Origin of the sequence: Streptomyces sp. 2P-4 (assembly GCF_030167965.1) — a bacterium.
Classification (GTDB): Bacteria; Actinomycetota; Actinomycetes; order Streptomycetales; family Streptomycetaceae; genus Streptomyces; species Streptomyces globosus_A.
This window is the reverse complement of the sequence record NZ_CP095011.1, coordinates 4,831,928-4,856,852: the sequence shown is the minus strand read 5'-3', so window position 1 is coordinate 4,856,852 and position 24,925 is coordinate 4,831,928. Positions and strand designations below refer to the sequence as shown.

Genomic DNA, 24,925 nt, shown 5'->3' with positions numbered 1-24,925 from the left:
GGCGGTACGGTCGTACCCATGTCACCCGCTGCCGCCGAGCCCCTGACCCCCGAGCGCATCCTGGAGACCACCGAGGAGGTGCTGCGCCGCTACGGCCCGGCCAAGGCGACCGTGGTCGACGTGGCGCGGGCCCTGGGCGTCAGCCACGGCAGCGTGTACCGGCACTTCCCGTCCAAGGCCGCCCTGCGCGAGGCGGTGACCGAGCGCTGGCTCGGCAAAACGGTCGGGCGCCTGGAGGAGATCGCCTCGGATGGCGCGGAGAGCGCCCCCTCCAAGCTGGAGGCGTGGCTGGAGGCGCTGTTCGACGCCAAGCGCCACAAGGCGGGCGACGACCCGGAGCTGTTCGCGACGTACACGGTGCTGCTCGCCGAGAACAGCGGGGTCGTGGAGGCGCACCTGGCCGAGCTGGTCGAGCAGTTGGGGCGGATCATCGCCGAGGGCGTGGAGGCGGGCACGCTCGACGTGCCGGACGTGCCGGCCGCGGCCCGCGCCGTGTTCGACGCGACCGGGCGCTTTCACGACCCGCAGTACGCGGCCGAGTGGACCTCCCCGACGATCAGCCGCGAGTTCGAGGCGGTCACGTCCCTGGTGGTCCGCGGCCTGCGCGCCTGACACAACCCCGATATGGCCGGAATGCACCACTCCACACGGCTTGATGATCTTTTGGTGCATCTCATGCCTGTTCGTGACCAGTCAAAACATACGGTTTCTCCCGTACGTCATCAGGCATGTCCCGGGGGAAACCTTGTCCACGCACCCATCTCAGGCAGAACGGCCGACGCCTCCGGCGCGCTCCGGCGGCGCCGCCGCGACCGGCTGGATCCTGACGATCGCCCTTAACGTGGTCGCTCCGATCATCACCTACCACCAGCTGCAGGACCACGGCTGGAGCGAGGCCGGCTCCCTGCTGGTCAGCAGCGCCTGGCCCGTGGTCGACAACATCGTCGTCCTCGCCTGGCGCCGCAAGCTCGACGAATTCGCCATGGTGACACTGGCGTTCCTCGCCATCACGGCCGCGGTGTCGCTGGTCGGCGCCAACTCCGCCCGCACGCTGCTCGTGAAGGACTCCTGCGTCACCGGACTGTTCGGGCTGCTCTGCCTGGCCACCCTGCTCGCGCCGCGGCCGCTGATCTTCTACTTCGGCCGCAAGTTCGCCACCGACGGCACACCGGAGAGCACGGCCTGGTGGAACGGCCTGTGGCAGTACCCGGGGTTCCGCCGCTCGATGACCGTGATGACCGCGGTGTGGGGCGTGGGCTACCTCCTGGAGGCGGGCGTACGCGTCGCCCTGGCCTACGTGCTGGACACCGACACGATGGTGGCCGTCAGCCCGATCATGATCTACGGCGTGCTCGCCGGCCTGGCCCTCTGGACCGTGTACTACGGAAAGAAGTCCAAGGCCGAGGGCGAGCGCCGCGCCGCCGCAGCAGCAGCCGAGGCCGGGGCGGCCGCGGCCTGACCCCGCGAAGAAGGCGGTGGCCCGGTGCGCGGCATGCGCACCGGGCCACCGTCCGCTGGAGCGGGCCCTAGCAGCCGAGGAGGCGGGTGGCCAGGTAGCTCTGGATCTGGTCCAGGGAGACGCGCTCCTGCTTCATGGTGTCGCGCTCGCGGACGGTCACCGCGTTGTCGTCGAGGGTGTCGAAGTCGACGGTGACGCAGAACGGCGTGCCGATCTCGTCCTGGCGGCGGTAGCGGCGGCCGATGGCGCCCGCGTCGTCGAACTCGATGTTCCAGTTCTTGCGCAGGTCGGCGGCGAGGCCCTTGGCCTTCGGCGACAGCTGCGCGTTGCGGGACAGCGGCAGGACGGCGACCTTGACCGGGGCCAGGCGCGGGTCGAGGCGCATCACGGTGCGCTTCTCCATGACGCCCTTGGCGTTCGGGGCCTCGTCCTCGTTGTACGCGTCGAGCATGAAGGCGAGCATGGCGCGGTTCACGCCGGCCGCGGGCTCGATGACGTACGGGGTGTAGCGCTCACCGGCCTCCTGGTCGAAGAAGGTGAGGTCCTGGCCGGAGGCGGCGGAGTGGGCCTTGAGGTCGTAGTCCGTGCGGTTGGCGATGCCCTCCAGCTCGGAGAACTCGCTGCCGCCGAAGTTGAAGCGGTACTCGATGTCGGCGGTGCGCTTCGAGTAGTGGGACAGCTTCTCCTTCGGGTGCTCGTACCAGCGGATGTTCTCCTCGCGGATGCCCAGGCCGCGGTACCAGTTCCACCGCTCCTGCATCCAGTACTCCTGCCACTGCTCGTCCTCGCCCGGCTTGACGAAGAACTCCATCTCCATCTGCTCGAACTCGCGGGTGCGGAAGATGAAGTTGCCGGGCGTGATCTCGTTGCGGAAGGACTTGCCCATCTGAGCGATGCCGAAGGGCGGCTTCTTGCGCGAGGAGGTCTGCACCAGGGCGAAGTTGGTGAAGATGCCCTGGGCGGTCTCGGGGCGCAGGTACGCCTTGGAGCCGGTGTCCTGGGTCGGGCCGAGGTGGGTCTCCAGCATGCCGGAGAACTGCTTCGGCTCGGTGAACTGGCCCTTCACGCCGCAGTGGGGGCAGTTCACGTCGGCCAGGCCGTTCTCGGGGAGGCGGCCGTGCTTGGCCTCGTACGCCTCCTCGAGGTGGTCGGCGCGGTGGCGCTTGTGGCAGGCGGTGCACTCGGTGAGCGGGTCGGAGAACGTCGCGACGTGGCCCGAGGCCACCCAGACCTCGGGGGCCAGGATCACGGACGAGTCGATGCCGACGATGTCCTCACGGCCGGTCACCATCGCCTTCCACCACTGGCGCTTGATGTTCTCCTTGAGCTCGACACCCAGCGGACCGTAGTCCCAGGCAGCCCGGGAGCCGCCGTAGATCTCACTGCACGGGTAAACGAAGCCACGGCGCTTGCTCAGGCTGACGATGGTTTCGATCTTGTCGGCGGCCACGGTGCTCTCTTCATTACGAGGACGAACGCGAATGCCTCAGGTTACCGGCGCCCGCACCCCCTCCATCAAATCGGTTCCCCTTCCATGGTGCCCCCGGGGGCCCGCAGCCAGGGCTTTTTGACAACGGTTTCCATATTTGATGAAAATGGATGTCATGAACGTACGCCGCCTCATACCCACCGCCGCCCTCGCCGGGGCCGTCGCGCTCGCCGCCCCGGCCCTGACCGCCTGCTCCGGCACCGCCGGTGCCGACGCCGGAGCCTCCCCCGCCGGCGCTGCGGAGGGCAGGCTCGCCGTGACGGCGTCGTTCTACCCCATGCAGTTCCTCGCCGAGCAGATCGGCGGGGACCGCGTCCAGGTCGCCTCCCTCACCAAGCCGGGCGTCGAGCCGCACGACCTGGAGATCACCCCCAAGCAGACCGCACAGCTCGGGGAGTCGGACGTCGTCCTCTACCTCAAGGGCCTCCAGCCCGCCGTCGACGAGGCCGTCGCCCAGGCCGGTGTGAAGAACACCGTCGACGCCGCGACCCTCACCAAGCTCGACTCCCACGACGCCGGCGGCGACGACCACGGCCACGGCCACGAGGACGGACACGGCGAGGAGGCGGGCCACTCCGAGGGCGACGGCCACGGCCACGGCGAGGCCGGCGGCGACCCGCACGTCTGGCTCGACCCGTCCAAGTACGCCGAGATCGCCAAGGGCGTCGGCGCCGCCCTGGAGAAGGCGGACCCCGGCCACGCCGCCGACTACCGCAAGAACACCGACGAGCTGGTCGGCAAACTGACCGCCCTCGACACGGAGTTCAAGGACGGCCTGAAGAACACCGCCACCAAGACCTTCATCACGACCCACGCAGCCTTCGGCTACCTCGCCGAGCGCTACGGCCTCGACCAGGAGGGCATCTCCGGCGTCGACCCCGAGTCCGAGCCCAGCCCGGCCCGGATGAAGGAGCTCCAGGAGCGCGCGAAGAAGGAGAACGTCACCACGGTGTTCTTCGAGACCCTGGCCAGCGACAAGACCGCCAAGTCCCTCGCCGCCGACACCGGCCTGAAGACCGACGTCCTCGACCCGCTCGAGGGAATCACCGACAAGTCCCAGGGCGCTGACTACTTCGAGGTCATGCGGTCCAACCTCAAGAACCTCCAGAAGGCCCTCGGGGCCAAGTGATGACGTCGACGGAGGCGCCCCCCATGGAGTCCAAGCCCGCGGAACCGGCGCAGCAGCCGGTCATCTCCCTGCGCGGCGCAGTCGCCTCGCTCGGCTCGCGCCCCGTCCTGCGCGGCGTCGACCTGGCGGTGCGCCCCGGCGAGGTCGTCGCCCTCCTCGGCGCCAACGGCTCCGGGAAGTCGACGGCCGTGCGCGCCGTCGTCGGCCAGGTTCCCCTGTCGGGCGGCGAGCTGTCGCTGTTCGGCACGCCCTTCCGGCGCTTCCGGGACTGGTCGCGCATCGGGTACGTGCCCCAGCGCACCACCGCGGCGAGCGGCGTCCCGGCGACGGTGCGCGAGGTCGTCTCCGCGGGCCGGCTCGCCCGCACCCGCTTCGGCCTGCTGCGCAGGGCCGACAAGGAGGCCGTCGGGCGCGCCCTGGCCCTGGTCGACATGGACGGGTACGCCGACGCCTCGGTCAACGCCCTCTCCGGCGGCCAGCACCAGCGCGTCCTGATCGCCCGCGCCCTGGCCGCCGAGCCCGAGCTGCTGATCATGGACGAGCCGATGGCCGGCGTGGACCTCGCCAACCAGGAGGTCCTCGCGAGCGCCGTCCGCGAGCAGGTCGCCGCCGGCGCGACCGTCCTGCTCGTCCTGCACGAGCTCGGCCCGCTGGAGCCGCTGATCGACCGCGCGGTCGTCCTGCGCGACGGCTGCGTCGTCCACGACGGCGCGCCCCCGGAGGCCGTGGGCCAGCACGCCCTGCCCGGCCACGACCACGTACACCCCCACGCGGCGCACGACGCCGAACCCCTGCGCACCGGACTGCTGAGCTGATGGACCTCCTGAACTACGCCTTCATGCAGCGGGCCCTGCTCGCCGCCGTCCTGGTGGGCCTCACCGCCCCCGCCATCGGCACCTACCTCGTCCAGCGCCGCCAGGCGGTCATGGGCGACGGCATCGGCCACGTGGCCCTGACGGGCGTCGCGCTGGGCTTCCTGCTGAACGCCAGCCCGGTGTGGCTCGCGACCCTGGTCGCGGTCCTCGGCGCGGTCGGCATGGAGCTCATCCGCTCGCGCGGCCGGACCAGCGGCGACATCGCCCTGGCGATGCTCTTCTACGGCGGCCTGGCCGGCGGCGTAATGATCATCAATCTGGCGCCGGGCGGCTCCACCAGCAACCTGACCAGCTACCTCTTCGGCTCGATCACCACCGTCTCGGCCGAGGACATCACGGCCGTCGTCGTCCTCGCCGCGTTCGTGCTCGCCGTGGCCCTGGGCCTGCGCCGGCAGCTGTTCGCCGTCTGCCAGGACGAGGAGTTCGCCCGGGTCACCGGCCTGCCCGTGCGGCTGCTCAACCTGCTGCTCGCGGTCACCGCGGCCGTCACGGTGACCGTCGCCATGCGCATCGTCGGCCTGCTCCTCGTCAGCGCCATGATGGTGATCCCCGTCGCGGCGGCGCAGCGCGTCACCCGCGGATTCGCCGCCACCCTGGCGACCGCGATGGGCATCGGCGTCCTGGTCTCGCTCTCCGGCACCGTGGCCACGTACTACATCGACGCCCCCTCCGGCGGCACCATCGTGCTCCTGGCCATCGCCGTCTTCACGGTCCTCACGGCGGTGTCCGCGCCGCTGGCCCGGCGCCGGGCCGAGGCGGCGCGCACCGCCGAAGAGGTCTGTACGCGCGACGACGTGAAGGTCCAGTAGCGGCGGCCGCCTGGCACAATTGGGCCGAGGCCGATACGAGGAGGAACCGGTGGCGACTGCGCCTGGCGAGACGAGTACCGCGCCAGTACGAGGGCGATCCACCCGGCAGCGGGCGGCGGTGGCGGCCGCGCTGGACGAGGTGGACGAGTTCCGCAGCGCCCAGGAGCTGCACGACATGCTCCGGCACCGCGGCGACTCCGTGGGCCTGACCACGGTCTACCGCACCCTCCAGTCCCTGGCGGACGCGGGCGAGGTCGACGTGCTGCGCACCAGCGACGGCGAGTCCGTCTACCGGCGCTGCTCCACCGGGGACCACCACCACCACCTGGTGTGCCGCGGCTGCGGCAAGGCCGTCGAGGTGGAGGGCCCGGCCGTCGAGAAGTGGGCCGAGTCGATCGCGGCCGAGCACGGCTTCGTGAACGTCGCCCACACCGTCGAGATCTTCGGCACCTGCTCCGACTGCGCGGCCGCGGCAGCCTCCTGAGCGCGGTCCGGGCGCTTTCCGGCCGCGGGCCGAAGCGATCCGGACGACTTCGCAGGACACGGCGGAGGGCCCGCCCCGGAAAACCCGGTGGCGGGCCCTCCGCCGTGTCCGCGGCCCCTCAGCCGGCAGCGCCGCCCGGCTCCACCTGGTTCGGGACGGCCCCGCCGAAGCGGCGGTCGCGCTGGGCGTACTCCAGGCAGGCCTGCCACAGGTTGCGGCGGTCGAAGTCCGGCCACAGCACGTCCTGGAAGACCATCTCGGCGTACGCGCTCTGCCAGAGCAGGTAGTTCGAGGTGCGCTGCTCGCCGCTGGGGCGCAGGAACAGGTCGACGTCCGGCATGTCCGGGTAGTAGATGTACTTCGCGAAGGTCTTCTCGTTGACCTTCGACGGGTCCAGCTTCCCGGCGGCCACGTCCCGCGCTATGGCCTGCGCCGCGTCGGCGATCTCGGCGCGGCCGCCGTAGTTGACGCAGAAGTACAGCGTCATCTTGTCGTTGTCGACGGTCTGCTCCTGGGCCACCTGGAGCTCCTGGACGACGGACTTCCACATCTTCGGCATGCGGCCGACCCAGCGGATGCGGATGCCCAGCTCGTCCATCTCGTCGCGGCGGCGGCGGATGACGTCGCGGTTGAAGTTCATCAGGAAGCGGACCTCTTCCGGGGAGCGCTTCCAGTTCTCCGTCGAGAAGGCGTACAGCGAGAGGTTCTTGACGCCCATCTCGATGCAGCCCTTGAGGACGTCGAGGACGACGCCCTCGCCGACCTTGTGGCCCTCGGTGCGGGGCAGCCCGCGCTCCTTGGCCCAGCGGCCGTTGCCGTCCATGACGATCGCGACGTGGTTGGGGACCAGCTCGCCGGGGATCTTCGGCGGGCGCGCACCGGACGGGTGCGGCTCCGGAACCTTGTACTCGCGGCGAGAGCGTCCCAGAATCCCGCGTCGTGCCATGTGCCCAGCTCCTATTTCTCGACGTAACGCAGCGAGCGTAGCCCGCGCTCCAGATGCCAGTGCAAATAGGCCGAGACGAGCCCGCTGCCCTCCCGCACGTGGCGTGCCTCGCACGCGTCGGCGTACCCCCAGTCGCCCGTCAGCAGGGCGCTGAGCAGGGCGACGGCCTCCGACGAGGGTACGACGCTGCCGGCCACCCGGCAGTCGCCGCAGACGACCCCGCCCGCGGCGACGGAGAAGTGCCGGTTCGGGCCGTGGATGCCGCACTTCGCGCAGTCCTCGAAGCTCGGCGCGTAGCCGTTCACGGCGAGGGAGCGCAGCAGGAAGGCGTCGAGGATGAGGTTCGGCTCGTGCTCGCCGCGGGAGAGGGTGCGCAGGGCGCCGATGAGCAGCAGGTACTGCTGGACGGCCGGCTCGCCCTCGTTCTCGGTGAACCGCTCGGCGGTCTCCAGCATCGCGGTGCCGGCCGTGTAGCGGGCGTAGTCGGTGACGATGCCGTTGCCGTACGGGGAGATGATCTCGGTCTGCGTGCAGAGCGGCAGGCTGCGCCCGACGAGGTCGCTGCCGCGGGCGAAGAACTGGACGTCGGCGTGGGAGAAGGGCTCCAGCCCGGCGCCGAACTTCGACTTGGTGCGGCGTACGCCGCGGGCGACGGCCCGCACCCGTCCGTGGCCGCGGGTCAGCAGCGTGATGATGCGGTCCGCCTCGCCGAGCTTCTGGGTGCGCAGCACGATGCCGTCGTCGCGGAACAGACTCATGCGCCCATTGTCGCCTGTGCGGGTGCGGCGGCGGCCCCCTGCCCCGGACCGGCTCCGGGACGGGGGGCCGCCGCGGCCCGCGGGGTCAGCGGGCGGGGGCGGGGGCCGGATCGGCGTCGGGGTCGGCGTCGGGCTCGGGGTCCCGGTCGGCCGCGGGGCCGGCGGGGGCCGGAACGGGTACCGGTGCGGCGGCCGGGGCCGCAGGCGGGGCGGGCTCCGCGGTCAGGGCTCCGGCGGCGTGGGCGTCGTCCTTGCCGAGGCCGTTGAAGACGGCGTTCAGCACGATGGCGGCCGTCGCGCCGAGCGTCACGCCGCTGTTCAGCAGGGAGGACAGGTCGGCGTCCATGTGCTCCTTGAACAGCACCGGGACGGTGGCGGGCAGCAGCGCGAAGGCCAGGGAGACGCCCACGACCAGCGCGTTCTTCTCCTCCTTCAGGTCGACCTTGGCAAGGGTCTGGATGCCGGCCAGGGCGACCATCGCGAACATGACGGTCGCGGCGCCGCCGAGGACGCCGTGCGGCACGGAGGCCACGATGGCGGCGGCCTTCGGCAGCAGCCCCAGGATGATCATGAACACGCCGGCCGCGACGACGACGAAGCGGCTCTTGACCTTGGTCATCCGCACGAGTCCGACGTTCTCGGCGAACGCGACGTACGGGAAGGAGTTGAGGACGCCTCCGAGCGCGGTCGCGGCGCCGTCGGCGCGCAGTGCACGGGCCACGGTCTCGCTGTCGACGTCCTTGCCGACGATGTCGCCGACCGCGTACGTGTCACCGGTCGTCTCGACCATGGTGATCAGCATGACGATGAGCATCAGCACGATCGGGAACCACTCGAACTTCGGCGCACCGAAGTGGAAGGGTGTCGTCACGCCGATCCAGTCGGCCTTCGAGACGCTGTCGAACCGGGCGTCGCCGAGCAGGAAGGCGACGGCCGTCCCGCCCACGAGGCCGAGCAGGATGGCGATCGAGGAGAGGAAGGGCCGACCGAGCCTCATCAGCAGCAGGATGAAGAGCATGGTGCCTCCGGCGTACGCGAAGTGCTTCGGATCTCCGAAGTCGGGGCTGCCGAGGCCGCCCGCCGCGTCGTTCAGGCCGACCGGCAGCAGCACGATGCCCAGTACGGTGATCACGGTGCCGGTGACGACCGGCGGGAAGAGCCGCATGACCGCGCGGAACGCCCGGGCCGGCAGCCAGGCGAACGCGAACGTGGCGACGCCCGCGGTGATGACGGCGCCGTAGATGACCAGGAGGGCGGCGGTGCCGCCGCCCGCGCCGAGGCCTATCGCGATCATCGGGGAGACGGCGGTGAAGGTGACGCCCTGGATGAGCGGCAGTCGCGCGCCGACCCTGCCGATGCCCCACGCCTGGATGATGGAGGCGATGCCGCAGGTGAAGAGGTCGGCGTTGATCAGGTAGACGAGTTGTTCGGGGGTCAGCCCGAGCGCGCCTCCGACGATGATCGGGACGATCACGGCGCCGGCGTAGAAGGCGAGCACGTGCTGGAAGCCGTACAGCGCGAGCTTGGGGACGGGGAGCACCTCGTCGACCGGGTGGGTGCTCTGCTCTCCGTCGGCGGAGAGCCGGGCGGCGACACGTGCCATCGGGCTTGCCCTTCAGAAGGTGGTGAACGGGGAGGGTCTGGTTGTCCCCGGGCGGAGCGGGTCGTGTCCCGTGGGTCCGCCGGGGTTGTCAGGTGCGTTCGTTCACGTGGCCGAAGCCCGCCGGGTCGCGCTCCGGCGGCGTTCGTCGTGTGTCCGGAATTGAACGCCTGTGGGAGGGGACACAGATATCGTCGACTTCCACAAAGTGTTGACCCGTGGGGGCGCCCGATCTGTGGGTTCCTCCAGTGGCGCAGGGCGGTGCGGCGGGGTAGCCCGGCACGGCTCCCGCCCTCCCGACCGCCCTCGTACGGACGATGCCCCTTGCTGTGACGTGCGGCGATGCCCTCCGGGGCGCCGGGGGCGGCGCACGGGCGCGCGGCAGCGCCGCCGTCCGCCTGCTGGGACGGCCCGGCGGCGGACGGCGCGGTTCCCCGAGCCCTACGGCCGGATTCAGGCCCCGTGAGGCCGGATCGTTACCTCGATCGGAGCCGTTTCGGCCGGATCCGGCGGTCGCCCGGCGGTCGTCCGGTGGTCAGGAGGAGCGCACGGCGGACAGCAGCCGCGCCACGTCGTCCGAGCCGATCCGCAGGGCGGAGCCCACGGTGGCGAGCACCTCGCGCTCGGCCGGGGTGTACGGGCCGTCGGCGAGCGCGATCCGCGCGCCCTGGAGCAGGATCGACTCCCGCCCAGGGCCTGCCAGGTGCGGGGCGAGCGGCTCCAGCGCCTCGTGGAGCTCGATGGCCAGCGCGGCCCCGCAGCAGTCGGGGGCGTCGTACAGCCCGAGGCGGCCCTGGTCGCTGGCGAGCGCCTGCACAAGGGATTCCAGCTGCTCCCCGGTGCAGTCCTGGAAGCCGGCGGCGCGGACGGCCGACACGGCGGTCTCCAGGACGGCCCGCGCCTCGGTGCCGCCGGCCGCGAGCACGGCCAGGGCGACGGTGTGCACGGCGTCGCGCAGCAGGGCGGAGAAGCGGGTGGTGGTGAGGCGGTCGAGCACGTCGGTGCCGAAGCGCTCCCGGCAGCCCTGGCATTCGACGACGGGCCCGGCCTCGCCGCGCGACAGCAGCGGGACGCCGAGGACCGTGAACCTGCGGCGTCCGGTGCGCCGGCGGTAGTTGCGGTCGCCGCCGCAGCCCGTGCAGAAGAACTCGCCGTCGCCCACCGTGTTCCACGTGGTGCGGATGCCCCAGACCGTCAGCTTCCGGCCGTCCCCACCCCGAACTGGCAGCACGTCGCACCTCCGTCAACTCCCCCGTGGCCCTGCGGGCACGGGCGGGACCCCCAGGCGGCACACCGGGGTTGGCGTGATGTTAGCCACATCGGTGAGGATGCGTCAGTCGTGTGACAAGACAACATCCGCCGCGGGGCGGAGTTGGCCGGTCCGTGCTGCTGCGCCTCCCCCGCCCGTCTGCGGGGCCTGCCCGCGCCCGACGGCGTGCGCGGCGGATCCCGTCTGGTCACAGCCTCCGCAGGCGGGAGCGGCCGGGGCGCGGCCCGGCCGCCGGCCCGTTCCGGCGCCCGGCCGGTGAGGGGCCGGCCGAGGCCGACACCGGCGGCTCCGGCCCGGTCCGACCGTGCGGGAACCGGCCGGTGAGGGGCCGGCGGAGGGCGGCGGGGCGGGTCCGGGGCGGCGTACGGCGCCCCGGTCAACGCGGGGCACCCGGGACCATCCGCAAGGAGCCGGCAGCAGCGCCGCCGCGCCCTCCCGGGCGGGAGGGGCGCGGCGGCGCGGCGGCGGGCCCTGCGGCCCGGCGGGTCAGCGGCCCGCGCGGTTGACGGCGGAGACGACCGCCTTCAGGGAGGCGCGGGTGGTGTTGGCGTCGATGCCGATGCCCCACAGGACCCGGCCGTCGATCGCGCACTCGATGTAGGAGGCGGCGACGGCGGAGGCACCCTCACTCATCGTGTGCTCGGTGTAGTCCAGCAGGCGGGCGTCGACGCCGATGGAGGCCAGGGCGTCGAAGAACGCGGAGATCGGGCCGTTGCCGGTGCCGTTCAGGACGGTCTCGACGCCGTCCACGACGGCGTCGACGGTCAGCGTGTCCGTGCCGTCCCTGTCGGTGGCGGTCGAGCCGGCGCGCAGCTGGATGCGGCCCCACGGGTTGTCCGGGTTGGGCAGGTACTCGTCCGAGAAGATGTCCCAGATCGCCTTCGGCGTGACCTCGCCGCCCTCGGCGTCGGTCTTCGCCTGGATGATCTTCGAGAACTCGATCTGCATGCGGCGCGGCAGGTCCAGCTTGTGGTCGTTCTTCAGGACGTACGCGACGCCGCCCTTGCCGGACTGCGAGTTGACGCGGATGACGGCCTCGTACGAGCGGCCGACGTCCTTGGGGTCGATCGGCAGGTAGGGGACGGCCCACTCGATCTCGTCGACGGTCTTGCCCTGGGCGGCCGCGTCGGCCTCCATGGCGTCGAAGCCCTTCTTGATGGCGTCCTGGTGGGAGCCGGAGAAGGCCGTGTAGACCAGGTCGCCCGCGTAGGGGTGGCGCGGGTGGACCGGCATCTGGTTGCAGTACTCGCTGGTGCGGCGGATCTCGTCGATCTGGGAGAAGTCGATCTGCGGGTCGATGCCCTGGGAGAACAGGTTCATGCCCAGGGTGATCAGGTCGACGTTGCCGGTGCGCTCGCCCTGGCCGAACAGGCAGCCCTCGATGCGGTCGGCGCCGGCCATCAGGGCCAGCTCGGCGGCGGCGACGGCGGTGCCGCGGTCGTTGTGCGGGTGGACGGAGATGCAGATGTGCTCGCGGCGGGTCAGGTGGCGGGCCATCCACTCGAAGCGGTCCGCGTGGGTGGACGGCGTGGAGCGCTCCACCGTGGCCGGCAGGTTCAGGATGATCTCGCGGCCGGGGCCGGGCTGCCACACGTCGCAGACGGCCTCGCAGACCTCCAGGGCGAAGTCCAGCTCGGTGTCGGTGAAGATCTCGGGGCTGTACTGGTAGCCGAAGACGGTCTCGGGGCCCAGCAGCTTCTCGGCGTACTCCATGACCAGGCGGGTGCCGTCGACGGCGATCTGCTTGATCTGCTCCTTGGAGCCGCGGAAGACGACCCGGCGGAAGGTCGGCGCGGTGGCGTTGTACAGGTGAACGGTGGCGCGCCGGGCGCCGACCAGCGATTCCACGGTCCGCTCGATCAGGTCCTCGCGGGCCTGGGTCAGTACGGAGATGGTCACGTCGTCCGGGATGGCGCCCTCTTCGATGATGGAGCGCACGAACGCGAAGTCGGTCTCGCCGGAGGAGGGGAAGCCGACCTCGATCTCCTTGTAGCCCATGCGCACCAGCAGGTCGAACATCTCGCGCTTGCGGGCGGGGGTCATCGGGTCGATCAGCGACTGGTTGCCGTCGCGCAGGTCGGTGGACAGCCAGCGGGGCGCCTTGGTCACGCGGGCGTCGGGCCAGGTGCGGTCGGGCAGGTCCACCTGCTCGTAGCGGCCGTACTTGTGGATGGGCATCCCGGACGGCTGCTGCGCGTGCGTGGCGTTCGTGATCGGGGTGGGGCGACCGGCGAAGGTGTGCTGGCTCATGGCGTAGGGCTCCTCGGGTGTCCGCGTGGGGATCGCTGAACGGCCGACGGCGGTCGTAAACCGCAACACCAGACTCCGCGGGGAGGGGGTCGACCTACGACTGCAGACCCTCGCCGCGGCAGCTAAGCAGAAGCAGCCCGAAACGCATGATGGGCCGAGCCTAGCCGAGCCGCGCCGTGGCGCGAGGGGCCGTTCCAGTATGCGGGACCCGCCTGTCCGATTTGTACCCTATGTGGCATAGGTCTCTTTCGGTATGCGCGATCCAGGGGGTCCGTCAACGCGCTGCGACACCTTTCAGACAACCGAATGAATCATGGTTGCAGCTAGTGACAGGAAAGTGACCCACTGCCACATTGCCTGGATGGATGCCTCCCACACCCACACCGCCGCCCATGCCCCGTTCTGCACGGTCGTGCCTCCCCACATGCTCGACCGGATCGCGGGCTCCCGGAACACCGGCCGCGCCGAATCCGCCCTGCGCACCCTGGAGCACGACGCCTCCCTGCGCACCCGGCGCAACGTCACCACCGCGCGCCCCTTCACCGTGCCGTCCCCGGGCGCGCCCGTCCCGGACGAGCCGCAGCGCACCGTGTACGACGCCGAGCACCGCACCCGGCTGCCGGGGCGGAAGGTCCGCGGCGAGGGGGACGAGGCCTCCCAGGACGCCGGCGTCAACCGCGCGTACGCCGGCCTGGGCGCCACGCACGAACTGTTCCTGAAGGCCTTCGGGCGGCGCTCCATCGACGACGCCGGGCTCGCCCTGGACGCGACCGTCCACTACGGCCGGGACTACAACAACGCCTTCTGGGACGGCAGCCAGATGGTCTTCGGCGACGGCGACGGCGATCTCTTCCTCGACTTCACGGTCGCCGTGGACGTCATCGGCCACGAGCTCGCCCACGGCGTCACCCAGTACACGGCCAACCTCGTCTACCGCGGCCAGTCCGGCGCCCTCAACGAGTCCATGTCCGACGTCTTCGGCTCGCTGATCAAGCAGTACACGCTGGGACAGACCGCCGACGAGGCCGACTGGCTGATCGGCGCGGGCCTGCTCGGCCCGAACGTGAGCGGCGTGGCCCTGCGCTCGATGAAGGCGCCCGGCACCGCGTACGACGACGACGAGCTCGGCAAGGACCCGCAGCCGGCCAGCATGGACGACTACGTCGACACCCTGCGCGACAACGGCGGCGTCCACATCAACTCCGGCATCCCCAACCGCGCCTTCTACGTGGCCGCGACCGAGCTCGGCGGCAAGGCATGGGAGCGCGCCGGGCAGATCTGGTACGACACCCTCACCGGCGGCGAGCTCACCGCCAAGGCCACCTTCGCCCAGTTCGCCCGGCTCTCGACCGCGGCCGCCGCCGCCCGCTACGGCGAGGGCGGCGAGGAGCACCGGGCGCTGCAGAAGGCCTGGTCGACGGTGGGCGTCGCATAGCGCGCCCGGGTCTGGGCAGAGGACGGCCATGCGGATCGAGGTGGTGCGGACCGGCGGCTTCGCCGGCATCGAGCGGCGGGCCGAGGTGGACACGGCCGGCCGGCCGGACGAGGACGAGTGGCGCGCCCTGGCCCAGCTGGCGCTCCGCCCGGCCCCGGGCGGCCCGGCGCCGGGCGTCCGGGACGGCTTCTCCTACCGGATCACGGTCGACGGGCGGACGGTGCACTGCCACGACCCGCACCTGACGGACGCCCAGCGGGCCCTCGTCACCCGCCTCCTCAAAGAAGGTGCCTGAGCAGGGCCTCCCTTGTTTGTATGGCCCGATGACACCGACACCGCAGACCCCGCTGACCCGTGTCGAGGCGTACTACGACACCGCGCCGCGCGCCGGGGGTGCGCGGGCCGAGGACTTCGGCCCGCTCACCCTCTTCGTGCGCGAGGGCCCCGGCTGGCCCTACTACGCCCGGCCCGCGCTCGGCAGCCGCGGCGCGACCGCGGCCGACGTGGCCCGCGTGAGGGAGCGCCAGCGCGCACTGGGCGTGCCGCAGGCGTTCGAATGGGTGGCCGAAACCAGTCCCTGGCTGCGCGCCGCCGCGGAGGAGGCCGGGCTGCGGGTCCACGCGCATCCGCTGATGGTGCTGGAGCAGTCCGCTCCACCGGGGCCGCCACACCCCGGCGTCCGCCTCATCGGCCCGGACGACGCCCTGCTGCCCGCGGCCGTGGCCGTCCCCCTGCTGGCCTTCGCCGACCCCGGCACCGCGGTCGGCACGGCAGGCCCGGCGGAACTCGCCGCCGCGATGGAGCTGCCCCTGGCCGCGGCCCGCCGGGAGTCGGTCTCCGCGGACCTGGCCTCGGGGCGCACCGCCCTGGCGGTGGCGGTGCACGACGGCGCGGTCCTGGCCTCGGGCCAGTACATCCCGGTCGGCGACACCGCCGAGGTGGTCGGCGTCGCCACCCTGCCCGCGGCCCGGCGCCGCGGCCTCGCGCTGGGCGTGACCGCCGCCCTCGTCGCGGACGCCGTCGCGCGGGGCGTCCGTACGGTGTTCCTGTCGGCGGGCGACGAGGCGGTGGCCCGCGTCTACGCCCGGGCGGGCTTCCGGACGGTGGCGACGGCCCTGATCGCGGAGCCCGCCGACGAGGGCTGACGGCCCGCCGGGACGCCCGGCACGGGACGGCCCCCGCGCCTTGCCGGAACGGCAAAGGTGCTTGGCCCCGGCCCGCCCGGCGGCGCAGCATCGGGCCATCACAGCCCGTACCCCGAGGAGGACCCCGTGTCCGAGCACACCCACCACGACCAGCACCGGCACGCCGCGGCGGAGGCGGCGGCCGGCTCCCTCTCCGGTGAGGAGTTCTGGGACGCCCGCTACGGCGAGAGCGACCGCATCTGGAGCGGCAACCCGAACGAGGCGCTGGTCCGCGAGGCCGGGGAGCTTCCGCCCGGCCGGGCGCTGGACCTGGGCTGCGGGGAGGGAGCGGACGCCGTCTGGCTGGCCCGCCGCGGCTGGCGGGTGACCGCCACCGACATCTCCGGCGTCGCCCTGGAGCGGGCCGCAGGGCACGCGGCCGAGGCGGGTGTCGCGGAGCGTGTCGACTTCCGCCGCCACGACCTCGGCGAGTCCTTCCCGGCCGGGGAGTTCGACCTCGTCTCGGCCTGCTTCCTGCACGCCTACGGGGACTTCCCGCGTGCCCGGATCCTGCGCGCGGCCGCCCGGGCCGTGGCCCCGGGCGGCGTGCTGCTCGTCGTGGGCCACGGCGGCTGGGCGTCCTGGCAGGCGGAGGAGGACCGTCCGCCCGTCCACTTCCCCCGGCCGGACGAGGTCCTCGGCCAGCTGGAGCTGCCGGAGGGCGACTGGGAGGTCCTGGTCGCCGAGGAGTACGAGAAGGACCAGTCCGCGCCCGACGGCCGGCCGGGGACCCGCACCGACAACACGGTGAAGGTCCGCCGCCTGCGGTAGGGCTCCCCCCGGGCGCCGCTCTCAGAAGCCGAGCTTGCGCAGCTGCTTGGGGTCGCGCTGCCAGTCCTTGGCGACCTTCACGTGCAGGTCGAGGAAGACGGGGGTGCCGAGCAGCGCCTCGATGTGCTTGCGCGACTTCATCCCGACCTCCTTCAGTCGGGAGCCCTTGGGGCCGATGATGATGCCCTTCTGGCTCGGCCGCTCGATGTAGACGTTGGCGTGGATGTCGAGGAGCGGCCGGTCCGCGGGGCGGTTCTCCCGGGGGATCATCTCCTCGACCACGACGGCGATGGAGTGCGGCAGCTCGTCGCGGACGCCCTCCAGGGCGGCCTCGCGGATGAGCTCGGCGACCATCACGGCCTCGGGCTCGTCGGTGAGGTCGCCCTCGGGGTAGAGCGGCGGGCTCTCGGGCAGCATCGGCGCGATCAGGTCGGCCAGCAGCCCGACCTGGTTGTCGCCGACGGCGGAGACGGGGACGATCTCGGCCCACTCGATGCCGAGCTCCTCGCCCAGCCGCTGGATCGCGATGAGCTGTTCGGCCAGCGCCTTGGAGTCGACCAGGTCCGTCTTGGTCACGATGGCGATCTTGGGGGTCTTCCTGATCCCCGCGAGCTCCTTGGCGATGAACTTGTCTCCGGGGCCGAGCTTCTGGTCGGCGGGCAGGCAGAAGCCGATCACGTCGACCTCGGCCCACGTCGTGCGCACGACGTCGTTCAGCCGCTCGCCGAGGAGGGTGCGCGGCTTGTGCAGGCCGGGGGTGTCGACGAGGACGAGCTGGGCGTCCGGGCGGTGCACGATGCCGCGGACGGTGTGGCGGGTGGTCTGCGGCCGGTTGGAGGTGATCGCGACCTTGGTGCCCACCAGTGCGTTGGTCAGGGTCGACTTCCCCGCGTTGGGGCGGCCGACGAAGCAGGCGAAACCCGCACGGTGCGGGGCGGTGGACTCGGGGGAACGATCGCTCATACGGGCCATTCTCCCCGATGCCGCTCCCCGCGCCGACCAGGCTGCCGCCGTGGGGGCCGCGGGCCCGCTCACCGCGCGGTCCGCGCCGCGGGGGGCGTACCGCCCGGACCGGCCGCCCGGAAGGTGCGGCGGTAGGCCGTGGGGCTGACCCCGAGGGCCGCCTGGACGTGCTTGCGCAGCGACTGCGCCGTCCCGAACCCGGCCTCGCGCGCCACCCGCTCCATCGGCAGATCCGTCCGCTCCAGGAGCTGCCGGGCCCGCTCCACCCGCTGCCCGGTGATCCACTCCCCGGGGCTGACTCCGGCCTCCTCGCGGAACCGCCGCGTGAAGGTGCGCACCGACATGGACTCCTTGCGGGCCAGGTCTGCGAGGAGTACGGGCTCGTGGAGGCGGTCCAGCACCCAGGCGCGGGCCGCGGCCGTGCTCGCCGCCTGCGGGTTCGGGACGGGGCGGTCGACGAACTGGGCCTGCCCGCCGTCCCGGTGCGGGGGGACGACGGTCCGCCGGGCCACGTCGTTGGCGACGGCGGCGCCGTGGTCGCGGCGCACGATGTGCAGGCACAGGTCGATACCGGAGGCGACGCCGGCGGAGGTCAGGACGTCCCCGTCGTCGGTGTAGAGGACGTCCGGGTCGACGCGGACGGCGGGGAAGAGCCGCTGGAAGTGCTCGGCGTGTGCCCAGTGGGTGGTGGCGGGGCGGCCGTCCAGGTATCCGGCGGCGGCCAGGACGTAGCCGCCCGTGCAGATGGAGACGAGCCGGGTGCCGGGCCGGATGTGGGCGAGCGCGGCGGCCAGCGGGGCGGTGAGCCGGCCCTCCTCGTGGACGGGCCCGAGCTCGTACGAGGCGGGGACGACGACGGTGTCGGCGGTGGCGAGCAGCTCGGGGCCGTGCTCGACGTGGACGGCGAAGTCGGCGTCCGTGCGGACCGGGCCGGCGGCGAGGGCGCAGGTCAGGATCTCGTACAGCGGCTCCCCGGAGGCGTCCCGGGCGCGGCCGAAGATCCGGTGCGGGATGCCCAGCTCGAAGGGGAGCAGGCCGGGGAGTGCGAGGACGGCGACGCGGTGGGGGGCCATGGCCCGATCGTATCGAAGGGTGGCATCCGGGCCGCTGTCGTGCGGGGCGGGGGTCCCCGGATGCTGTCGGCGTGGAACAGACAGCTACCGCCGCCGACCCCGCCGCAGCCGACCCGGCGGGGCTTCCCCCGGCGGCCCGCGGGCGCGTCCACCGCGCCTGGTGGGTCGCCGCCGTCACCTTCGTCACCATCGTGGGCGCCGCCGCGTTCGCGTCCCTGCCGGGCCTGCTCATCGAGCCGCTGCACGCGGAGTTCGACTGGTCGCGGGGGACGATCGGGTTCGCCGTCTCGGTGAACCTCGCCCTGTACGGGCTCACCGCGCCGTTCGCCGCCGCGCTGATGGACCGCTTCGGCATCCGCCGGATCGTGGCGCTGGCCCTGCTCGTGATCTCGGGCGGCTCGCTGGCGACGGTGTGGATGACCTCGGCCTGGCAGCTGGTGCTGTTCTGGGGCGTGCTGGTGGGCCTGGGCAGCGGCTCGATGGCGCTCGCGTTCGCCGCGACGGTGGTGAACCGCTGGTTCACCGCCCGGCGCGGGCTGGTGACGGGCGTCCTGACGGCGGCGGGGGCCTCGGGCCAGCTCGTCTTCCTGCCGCTGCTGTCGTGGCTGGTCGAGCACCACGGCTGGCGGCCCGCGGCGGTGACCGTCGCGCTGGCTGCCCTGTCGGTGGTCCCGTTCGTGTGGCTGCTGCTGCGCGACCACCCTGCGGACGTGGGGCTCGCCCCGTACGGGGGCGTGTACGCGGCGAAGCCGGCGCCCGTCCCGGGGGCGGCGCGGCGGGCGGTGGCGGTGCTGCTCCGGGCTGCGCGGACCGGGCCGTTCTGGCTGCTCGCCGGGACCTTCGCGATCTGCGGCGCCTCCACCAACGGCTTGGTCAAGACGCATTTCGTACCGGCGGCGCACGACCACGGCATGCCGGTGACGGCGGCGGCCGGGCTGCTGGCGGTGATCGGCGTCTTCGACGTCGTCGGCACGGTGGCGTCCGGCTGGTTCACCGACCGCTTCGAGGTGCGCCGCCTGCTGGCCGTGTACTACGCCCTGCGCGGGGTGTCGCTGCTGTTCCTGCCGATGCTGCTGGCGCCGTCGGTGCACCCGCCGATGGTGTTCTTCATCGTCTTCTACGGGCTGGACTGGGTGGCGACCGTCCCGCCGACGGTGGCGCTGTGCCGGGAGCACTACGGCGACGACAGCGCGATCGTGTTCGGCTGGGTCCTGGCCTCGCACCAGGTCGGCGCCGCGGTGGTGGCGTTCCTCGGCGGCGTGGCCCGGGACGCCTTCGGCTCGTACGACGTGGTCTGGTACGCCTCGGGGGCGCTGTGCGCGCTGGCCGCGCTGATGGCGATGGTCATCCGCCGCCCCGCGCGGCCCGCGCCGGCCGCCGCCTGAGGTGCGGCGGCCGGCCCGGCCGTGCGGCCCGGTCAGGCGCCGGCCGGGGTGGTCGAGCGGAGGGTGCCGTCCGGGCCCGCCAGCAGGACCGGGGTGTCGGGGCCGCCGAGGTCGCGGACGGCCGCGCGGTCGGCGGCGGCGACCTCCTCGGCGCGGCTGACCACGGCCGCGGCTTCCAGGGAGCGGGCGCCGCTGGCCACGGCCATCGCGACGGCGGTCTGGAGCGCGCTCAGCCGGAGGGAGTCCAGCTCGACCGTTCCGGCGACGTAGGTGCGGCCGGTCTCGTCGCGGACCGCCGCGCCCTCGGGCACCTCGTTGCGGGCGCGGGCGCTGCGCGCCAGCGTGATGATCTTGCTGTCCTCGGGGGTGATCCCGGTGCTCTCGGTCATGGCCGACAGCATAGGGAGCGCCTCGGCGGTGCCGTACGACGGCCCCGCCGAGGCGCTCTCCCCTCCGTCCCCCGTGCCCCGTGATCCGCGCGGTCCCCCCGGGCCGCAAAGGATCACGGATTGGCCTGGACCAACATAGACGGCAGCCGGGCGGGTTCCGTGCCGCGAGGGGCGGAGGAGGGGCGTGACCTTCGTCCCACGGCCGGACCGGTCGGCCCTGGTCAGGGCCGGTTCAGGGCCGGTTCAGGGCCGGTCGAGCCGGAGCCGCTCCGCCCGCGGCAGGCCCGCGACCACCAGGTCGTAGCTGTCCTCGACGAGCTCGCGGACCAGCGCGTCCGGCACGGCACCGGGACCGCCCGCGGTGACCGTGTTCCAGTGCCGCTTGTTCATGTGCCACCCCGGGACGACGCCCTCGTGCGCGGCGCGCAGCCGCACCGCGTTCTCCGGCTCGCACTTCAGGTTCACCTTCAGCGGCTCGGCGTCGAGCGCCGACAGCGCGAACAGCTTGCCGTGCACCTTGAACACGGCGGTCTCGGGCCCGAAGGGGAACTCCTCGACCGCCGCGTTGAAGCCGAGGCAGAAGGCGCGCAGCTCCGCCGGCGTCACCCGGCCTCACCGTCCTCGTCCGCGGCGGGATCCACCGGCTCCACCAGCACCGTCACGATCTTGTTCCGGCGCCCGGCCGGTGCCTCCGCCGTCAGCCGCAGCGGCCGCCCGTCGGGCAGCTCGACCACCGCGGACGCGCCGGCGATCGGGACCCTGCCCAGCGCCTTCGCCAGGAGCCCGCCGACGGTCTCGACGTCCTCGTCGTCGAAGGCGTCGACCTTGAACAGCTCGCCGAGGTCGGTGATGTCCAGGCGCGCGGTGACCCGGTAGCGGTCCCCGCCCAGCTCCTCGACGGGCGGGAGCTCCCGGTCGTACTCGTCGGTGATCTCGCCGACGATCTCCTCCAGGATGTCCTCGATGGTGACGATGCCCGCCGTGCCGCCGTACTCGTCGATGACGACGGCGACGTGGTTGCGGACCTGCTGCATCTCACGCAGCAGGTCGCCCGCGTTCTTCGTGTCCGGCACGAAGGCCGCCGGCCGCATCGCCGTCGAGACGAGGTCGCTCTCGGCGTCGCGGCTGATGTGCGTCCTGCGGACGAGGTCCTTCAGGTACACGATGCCGACGATGTCGTCCTCGTTCTCCCCGGTCACGGGGATGCGGGAGAAGCCCGAGCGCAGTGCGAGCGTCGTCGCCTGGCGGACGGTCTTGTAGCGCTCGATGCAGACCAGGTCGGTGCGCGGCACCATCACCTCGCGCACGAGCGTGTCGCCGAGCTCGAAGACCTGGTGCACCATGCGGCGCTCCTCGTCCTCGATGAGCGATTCCCGCTCCGCCAGGTCGACCATGGCCCGCAGTTCGGCCTCGGAGGCGAACGGGCCCTTGCGGAAGCCCTTGCCCGGGGTGAGGGCGTTGCCGAGGAGGATCAGCAGCTGCGGGACAGGGCCCATGACGCGGGCCAGCGGGACGAGCACGTACGCGGCGGCCGTCGCGGTGCCCAGCGGGTGCTGGCGGCCGATGGTGCGCGGCGAGACGCCGACGGCGACGAACGACACGAGGACCATCACGCCGATCGCGACGAGCAGCGCCGTCCAGTTCTCGCCGAACTCGTCGAGGCAGACGTACGTGACGAGCACGCCCGCGGCCATCTCGCAGGTCACGCGCACCAGCAGCGCGACGTTCAGGTAGCGGGTCGTGTCGGCGGCGACCTGGACGAGCTTCTCGGAGCCGCGCCGGCCCTCCCGTACGGCCTGCTCGGCGCGGAAGGAGGAGACGCGGGCGAGCCCGGACTCGGCGCAGGCCGCGAACCAGGCGACCACGACGAGCAGGACCGCCCCGGTGATCAGCTGCGGTGCGGTCACGAGACGGTGGGGGCCGGGGACGGGCCGGTCAGGCCGCGCTCGGCGCGCCAGCCGTCCACGATCGCCGCCTGGAGGCCGAACATCTCGGCCTTCTCGTCGGGCTCCTCGTGGTCGTAGCCCAGCAGGTGCAGCACCCCGTGGACGGTCAGGAGCTGGAGCTCCTCGTCCATGGAGTGCTGCGTCGGGGCCTCCCGGCCCTGCTTCTCCGCCACCTCGGGGCAGAGCACGATGTCGCCGAGGAGGCCCTGCGGGGGCTCCTCGTCGTCCTTCGACGGCGGGCGCAGCTCGTCCATCGGGAAGGACATGACGTCGGTGGGTCCGGGCAGGTCCATCCACTGGATGTGGAGCTGCTCCATCGCGTCCTCGTCGACGACGATGACGGAGAGCTCGGACAGCGGGTGGATCCGCATCCGGGTGAGCGCGTAGCGGGCGATGTCGAGGATCGCCCGCTCGTCTACTTCGGTTCCGGACTCGTTGTTGACGTCGATCGACATGGTGCGCTGGGTTCTACTTCCGCTGGGTGCCGTTCCGGGCCGGCCGGGGTTCCCGGCCTGCCTGGCTGTCGTCGTACTTCTCGTACGCATCGACGATACGGCCGACCAGCTTGTGCCGGACCACATCCTCCGACGTGAGCTTCGAGAAGTGGATGTCGGGAACCCCGTCGAGGATCGCCTGGACCTGCCGGAGGCCGGACTTGGCGCCGCCCGGGAGGTCGACCTGGGTGACGTCGCCCGTGATGACGATCTTCGAGTCGAAGCCGAGCCGGGTCAGGAACATCTTCATCTGCTCCGGGCTCGTGTTCTGCGCCTCGTCGAGGACGACGAAGGCGTCGTTCAGCGTGTTGTGCGTCAGCAGGTAGTCCTGGGTGACATACAGGGAGTCCTCTGCGGCGACCTGAATGCAGACCGCCTCCTCACGGCCCGCGGGCTCGATGGAGTCGATGAAGCGCATCGGCCTCCCGCCGCCGCCGGCCGCACGGTACGCGTCCCGCTTGCGCACCAACCGGAAGGGTTCGATGCCCTCGGGGAGACGGATGTCGACGACGTGGGAGTCGTAGCGGTGTGCGGCCAGGGCGGTGCCCTGCTCACGCCCCGCCGCCGCACGGCGTCGGGTGTAGGCCACCCCGCCGAGGGACTGAACCAGGGCGATCACGTCGTCGCGCAGGACGATCGACGAGGTCGTGTACTGGATGCGGCAGGTCCGGTCCCGCTGGGTGACGGGGCCGCCATCGGAGTCGAGCAGGCCCTGCAGTACCGCGAGCCGCACTTCCGCCGTATTGAACAGGTAGTCGTCCGGGACGAACTTGGAACACGAGCGGCTGCCGAGCAGGTCCAGCTCACGCATGACCCGGGTCACCGGGTTCTCCAGGGTGACCACGTCCCCGGGCGACTTCACGCGGTTCAGGACGTAGTCCGGGCCGCACCGGTGGCGGACAACGACACCGGGAAGCGCGTCCTCCAGGGCTTCTGCGAGCTCCGCGTCGGCCGTGGAGAAGGACGGCGTGGTCGAGCCCGTAAGACACCCGTCCCCGAGCAGGAGACCCAGCGCGTAGGGGTCCATCGGGACCGCGCGCTCGGGGAACTCGACGGGAGCGGTGAGAAGCGGCAGCTCGTAGCGGCGGGCGTGCCCGGCACGGAGGCCGCCGATCATGTCCTTGGTCTCGAGGACCCGCCACGGCTTGCCGCGGCGCTTGTCCGAGGCGGTCCGAACCGTCCACAGGTGCTCGCCGCAGCAAAGGGTCCAGGAGCCGTCCTGGGCCGTGAGCCGGTAGATGTCCTTCTCGCCCTGCGGGTAGACGCCGAGGACCGGGGTCGGCTCCCCGTTCGATCCCACCACCAGGTCCCCCACCTGGAGGTCTCCGATGGGGCGCCAGCCGTCCGGCGTCAGGACCTTCGTGAACACAGGCTGTGCGCGGCCGCGCATGTACGCGAGCGGGGCGACCTCGATCGTGCCGTTGGCCATGAGCCGCGGGATCTTGTCGGGGTCGATCATGTCGTGCAGCGCGTCGTACAGCGGCCGCAGGTAGGGGTCGATCTTGTCGAAGAGGGTGCCGGGCAGGAAGCCGAGCCGCTCGCCCGCCTCGACGGCCGGGCGGGTCAGGATGATCCGGCTGACCTGCTTGGACTGCAGGGCCTGGACCGCCTTGGCCATGGCGAGGTAGGTCTTGCCGGTGCCCGCGGGGCCGATGCCGAAGACGATCGTGTGCTTGTCGATCGCGTCGACATACCGCTTCTGGTTGAGCGTCTTGGGGCGAATGGTGCGGCCGCGGTTGGAGAGGATGTTCTGGGTCAGCACCTCGGCGGGTGTCTCCTGCGGGCCGTCGCCGTTGTCGCTCGCCTTGAGCATGGCGATCGAGCGTTCCACTGCGTCCTCCGTCATCGGCTGCCCGGTGCGGAGCACGAGCATCATCTCGTCGAACAGGCGCTGGATCAGTGCGACTTCCGCCGCGTCCCCGACCGCGCTGACCTGGTTTCCCCGGACGTGGATGTCGGCCTTGGGGAAGGCCTTCTCGATCACGCGGAGCAGGGCGTCACCGGAGCCGAGCACGGCCACCATGGGATGGCTCGCCGGAACGGTGAAGTGGGCTCGCGCCTGACCCTGCGCCGGGGTGTGGGCTGTGGATGTCTGAGTCATGGGCCGGCACTGTGGCCTGCACATACCTCCCGCTGAGGGGTCGCGCCGGTCGACGACCTCCGGAGTACCAAGGGTACGTCGCCGGCCCGGCGGCTCCGAGGGGTTTTACCGGCCG

The 24,925-nt window shown here is 72.2% G+C and carries 24 protein-coding genes; 11 read left to right on the top strand and 13 right to left on the bottom strand.

Going from position 1 to position 24,925, the window contains the following annotated elements:
- Nucleotides 1-18 precede the first annotated feature (18 nt).
- A complete protein-coding gene (locus tag MUK52_RS21440) occupies nucleotides 19-612 on the top strand; it encodes a TetR/AcrR family transcriptional regulator (protein WP_114057482.1) in 594 nt (197 codons plus the stop codon).
- A 73-nt stretch (nucleotides 613-685) separates the two neighbouring features.
- The gene (locus tag MUK52_RS21435) at nucleotides 686-1,459 is read left to right on the top strand and encodes a VC0807 family protein (protein WP_342777136.1); all 774 of its coding nucleotides are present in this window, start codon (nucleotides 686-688) and stop codon (nucleotides 1,457-1,459) included.
- 67 nt (nucleotides 1,460-1,526) lie between these two features.
- Here MUK52_RS21435 and MUK52_RS21430 read toward each other — a convergent pair whose 3' ends face one another.
- Complete coding sequence (locus MUK52_RS21430) at nucleotides 1,527-2,909, bottom strand: glycine--tRNA ligase (RefSeq protein WP_114057484.1); 1,383 nt, start codon at nucleotides 2,907-2,909, stop codon at nucleotides 1,527-1,529.
- A 154-nt stretch (nucleotides 2,910-3,063) separates the two neighbouring features.
- On the opposite strand from MUK52_RS21430, the gene MUK52_RS21425 reads away from it, so the two are divergent.
- The 4 genes from MUK52_RS21425 to MUK52_RS21410 are packed head-to-tail and all read left to right on the top strand — an operon-like array spanning nucleotide 3,064 to nucleotide 6,245.
- On the top strand, nucleotides 3,064-4,077 hold the full coding sequence (locus MUK52_RS21425; RefSeq protein WP_284579211.1) for a metal ABC transporter substrate-binding protein: 1,014 nt from the start codon (nucleotides 3,064-3,066) through the stop codon (nucleotides 4,075-4,077).
- A 23-nt stretch (nucleotides 4,078-4,100) separates the two neighbouring features.
- Nucleotides 4,101-4,892, top strand: coding sequence for a metal ABC transporter ATP-binding protein (locus tag MUK52_RS21420; protein WP_114057486.1), 792 nt, complete (start codon nucleotides 4,101-4,103; stop codon nucleotides 4,890-4,892).
- Nucleotides 4,892-5,761, top strand: a complete 870-nt coding sequence (locus tag MUK52_RS21415; RefSeq protein WP_114057487.1) for a metal ABC transporter permease — start codon at nucleotides 4,892-4,894, stop codon at nucleotides 5,759-5,761. The genes MUK52_RS21420 and MUK52_RS21415 overlap by 1 nt, the downstream gene beginning before the upstream one ends.
- A 49-nt stretch (nucleotides 5,762-5,810) precedes the next feature.
- Nucleotides 5,811-6,245: a Fur family transcriptional regulator gene (locus tag MUK52_RS21410; protein WP_114057488.1), complete on the top strand. Its 435-nt coding sequence runs from the start codon at nucleotides 5,811-5,813 to the stop codon at nucleotides 6,243-6,245.
- 118 nt (nucleotides 6,246-6,363) lie between these two features.
- On the opposite strand, the gene MUK52_RS21405 is transcribed toward MUK52_RS21410, so the two are convergent.
- From MUK52_RS21405 to leuA, 5 genes are all read right to left on the bottom strand, one after another.
- Nucleotides 6,364-7,191, bottom strand: a complete 828-nt coding sequence (locus MUK52_RS21405) for an isoprenyl transferase (RefSeq protein ID WP_114057489.1) — start codon at nucleotides 7,189-7,191, stop codon at nucleotides 6,364-6,366.
- Nucleotides 7,192-7,202: 11 nt separating this feature from the next.
- Nucleotides 7,203-7,949: a DNA repair protein RecO gene (gene recO / locus MUK52_RS21400; RefSeq protein WP_114057490.1), complete on the bottom strand. Its 747-nt coding sequence runs from the start codon at nucleotides 7,947-7,949 to the stop codon at nucleotides 7,203-7,205.
- Nucleotides 7,950-8,034: 85 nt separating this feature from the next.
- Nucleotides 8,035-9,552 carry a nucleobase:cation symporter-2 family protein gene (locus MUK52_RS21395; protein ID WP_284579207.1) on the bottom strand — a complete coding sequence of 506 codons (1,518 nt, stop codon included), beginning with the start codon at nucleotides 9,550-9,552 and terminating at the stop codon, nucleotides 8,035-8,037.
- A gap of 532 nt (nucleotides 9,553-10,084) precedes the next feature.
- Complete coding sequence (locus MUK52_RS21390) at nucleotides 10,085-10,780, bottom strand: TerB family tellurite resistance protein (protein ID WP_114057491.1); 696 nt, start codon at nucleotides 10,778-10,780, stop codon at nucleotides 10,085-10,087.
- A 525-nt stretch (nucleotides 10,781-11,305) separates the two neighbouring features.
- Nucleotides 11,306-13,069 carry a 2-isopropylmalate synthase gene (leuA, locus tag MUK52_RS21385; protein ID WP_114057492.1) on the bottom strand — a complete coding sequence of 588 codons (1,764 nt, stop codon included), beginning with the start codon at nucleotides 13,067-13,069 and terminating at the stop codon, nucleotides 11,306-11,308.
- A gap of 361 nt (nucleotides 13,070-13,430) precedes the next feature.
- On the opposite strand from leuA, the gene MUK52_RS21380 reads away from it, so the two are divergent.
- From MUK52_RS21380 to MUK52_RS21365, 4 genes are all read left to right on the top strand, one after another.
- On the top strand, nucleotides 13,431-14,504 hold the full coding sequence (locus tag MUK52_RS21380) for a M4 family metallopeptidase (RefSeq protein ID WP_114057493.1): 1,074 nt from the start codon (nucleotides 13,431-13,433) through the stop codon (nucleotides 14,502-14,504).
- Between the two features lie 28 nt (nucleotides 14,505-14,532).
- On the top strand, nucleotides 14,533-14,799 hold the full coding sequence (locus MUK52_RS21375) for a protealysin inhibitor emfourin (protein WP_114057494.1): 267 nt from the start codon (nucleotides 14,533-14,535) through the stop codon (nucleotides 14,797-14,799).
- A 28-nt stretch (nucleotides 14,800-14,827) separates the two neighbouring features.
- Nucleotides 14,828-15,649: a GNAT family N-acetyltransferase gene (locus MUK52_RS21370; RefSeq protein WP_114057495.1), complete on the top strand. Its 822-nt coding sequence runs from the start codon at nucleotides 14,828-14,830 to the stop codon at nucleotides 15,647-15,649.
- Between the two features lie 126 nt (nucleotides 15,650-15,775).
- A complete protein-coding gene (locus MUK52_RS21365; RefSeq protein ID WP_114057496.1) occupies nucleotides 15,776-16,459 on the top strand; it encodes an SAM-dependent methyltransferase in 684 nt (227 codons plus the stop codon).
- Nucleotides 16,460-16,480: 21 nt separating this feature from the next.
- Here the strand turns inward: MUK52_RS21365 and era are convergent, their stop codons facing one another.
- Both era and MUK52_RS21355 read right to left on the bottom strand, forming a co-directional pair.
- A complete protein-coding gene (gene era, locus MUK52_RS21360) occupies nucleotides 16,481-17,431 on the bottom strand; it encodes a GTPase Era (RefSeq protein WP_114057497.1) in 951 nt (316 codons plus the stop codon).
- 59 nt (nucleotides 17,432-17,490) lie between these two features.
- Nucleotides 17,491-18,495, bottom strand: a complete 1,005-nt coding sequence (locus tag MUK52_RS21355; protein WP_114057498.1) for a GlxA family transcriptional regulator — start codon at nucleotides 18,493-18,495, stop codon at nucleotides 17,491-17,493.
- 71 nt (nucleotides 18,496-18,566) lie between these two features.
- Between MUK52_RS21355 and MUK52_RS21350 the strand changes: the two genes are divergently transcribed.
- Nucleotides 18,567-19,880: an MFS transporter gene (locus MUK52_RS21350; protein ID WP_246042684.1), complete on the top strand. Its 1,314-nt coding sequence runs from the start codon at nucleotides 18,567-18,569 to the stop codon at nucleotides 19,878-19,880.
- Nucleotides 19,881-19,912: 32 nt separating this feature from the next.
- On the opposite strand, the gene MUK52_RS21345 is transcribed toward MUK52_RS21350, so the two are convergent.
- The 5 genes from MUK52_RS21345 to MUK52_RS21325 all read right to left on the bottom strand — a co-directional run bounded on the left by MUK52_RS21345 (nucleotide 19,913) and on the right by MUK52_RS21325 (nucleotide 24,810).
- Nucleotides 19,913-20,269, bottom strand: coding sequence for a cytidine deaminase-like protein (locus tag MUK52_RS21345; RefSeq protein ID WP_114058900.1), 357 nt, complete (start codon nucleotides 20,267-20,269; stop codon nucleotides 19,913-19,915).
- Nucleotides 20,270-20,512: 243 nt separating this feature from the next.
- Nucleotides 20,513-20,875 (bottom strand): MmcQ/YjbR family DNA-binding protein, encoded by a 363-nt coding sequence (locus MUK52_RS21340; protein WP_114057499.1) that lies wholly within the window; start codon nucleotides 20,873-20,875, stop codon nucleotides 20,513-20,515.
- Nucleotides 20,872-22,176: a hemolysin family protein gene (locus tag MUK52_RS21335; protein ID WP_114057500.1), complete on the bottom strand. Its 1,305-nt coding sequence runs from the start codon at nucleotides 22,174-22,176 to the stop codon at nucleotides 20,872-20,874. The genes MUK52_RS21340 and MUK52_RS21335 overlap by 4 nt, the downstream gene beginning before the upstream one ends.
- Nucleotides 22,173-22,670, bottom strand: a complete 498-nt coding sequence (gene ybeY, locus MUK52_RS21330) for an rRNA maturation RNase YbeY (RefSeq protein WP_114057501.1) — start codon at nucleotides 22,668-22,670, stop codon at nucleotides 22,173-22,175. Before ybeY ends, MUK52_RS21335 begins: the two co-directional genes overlap by 4 nt.
- A gap of 13 nt (nucleotides 22,671-22,683) precedes the next feature.
- Nucleotides 22,684-24,810 (bottom strand): PhoH family protein, encoded by a 2,127-nt coding sequence (locus tag MUK52_RS21325; RefSeq protein WP_114057502.1) that lies wholly within the window; start codon nucleotides 24,808-24,810, stop codon nucleotides 22,684-22,686.
- Nucleotides 24,811-24,925: the final 115 nt, after the last annotated feature.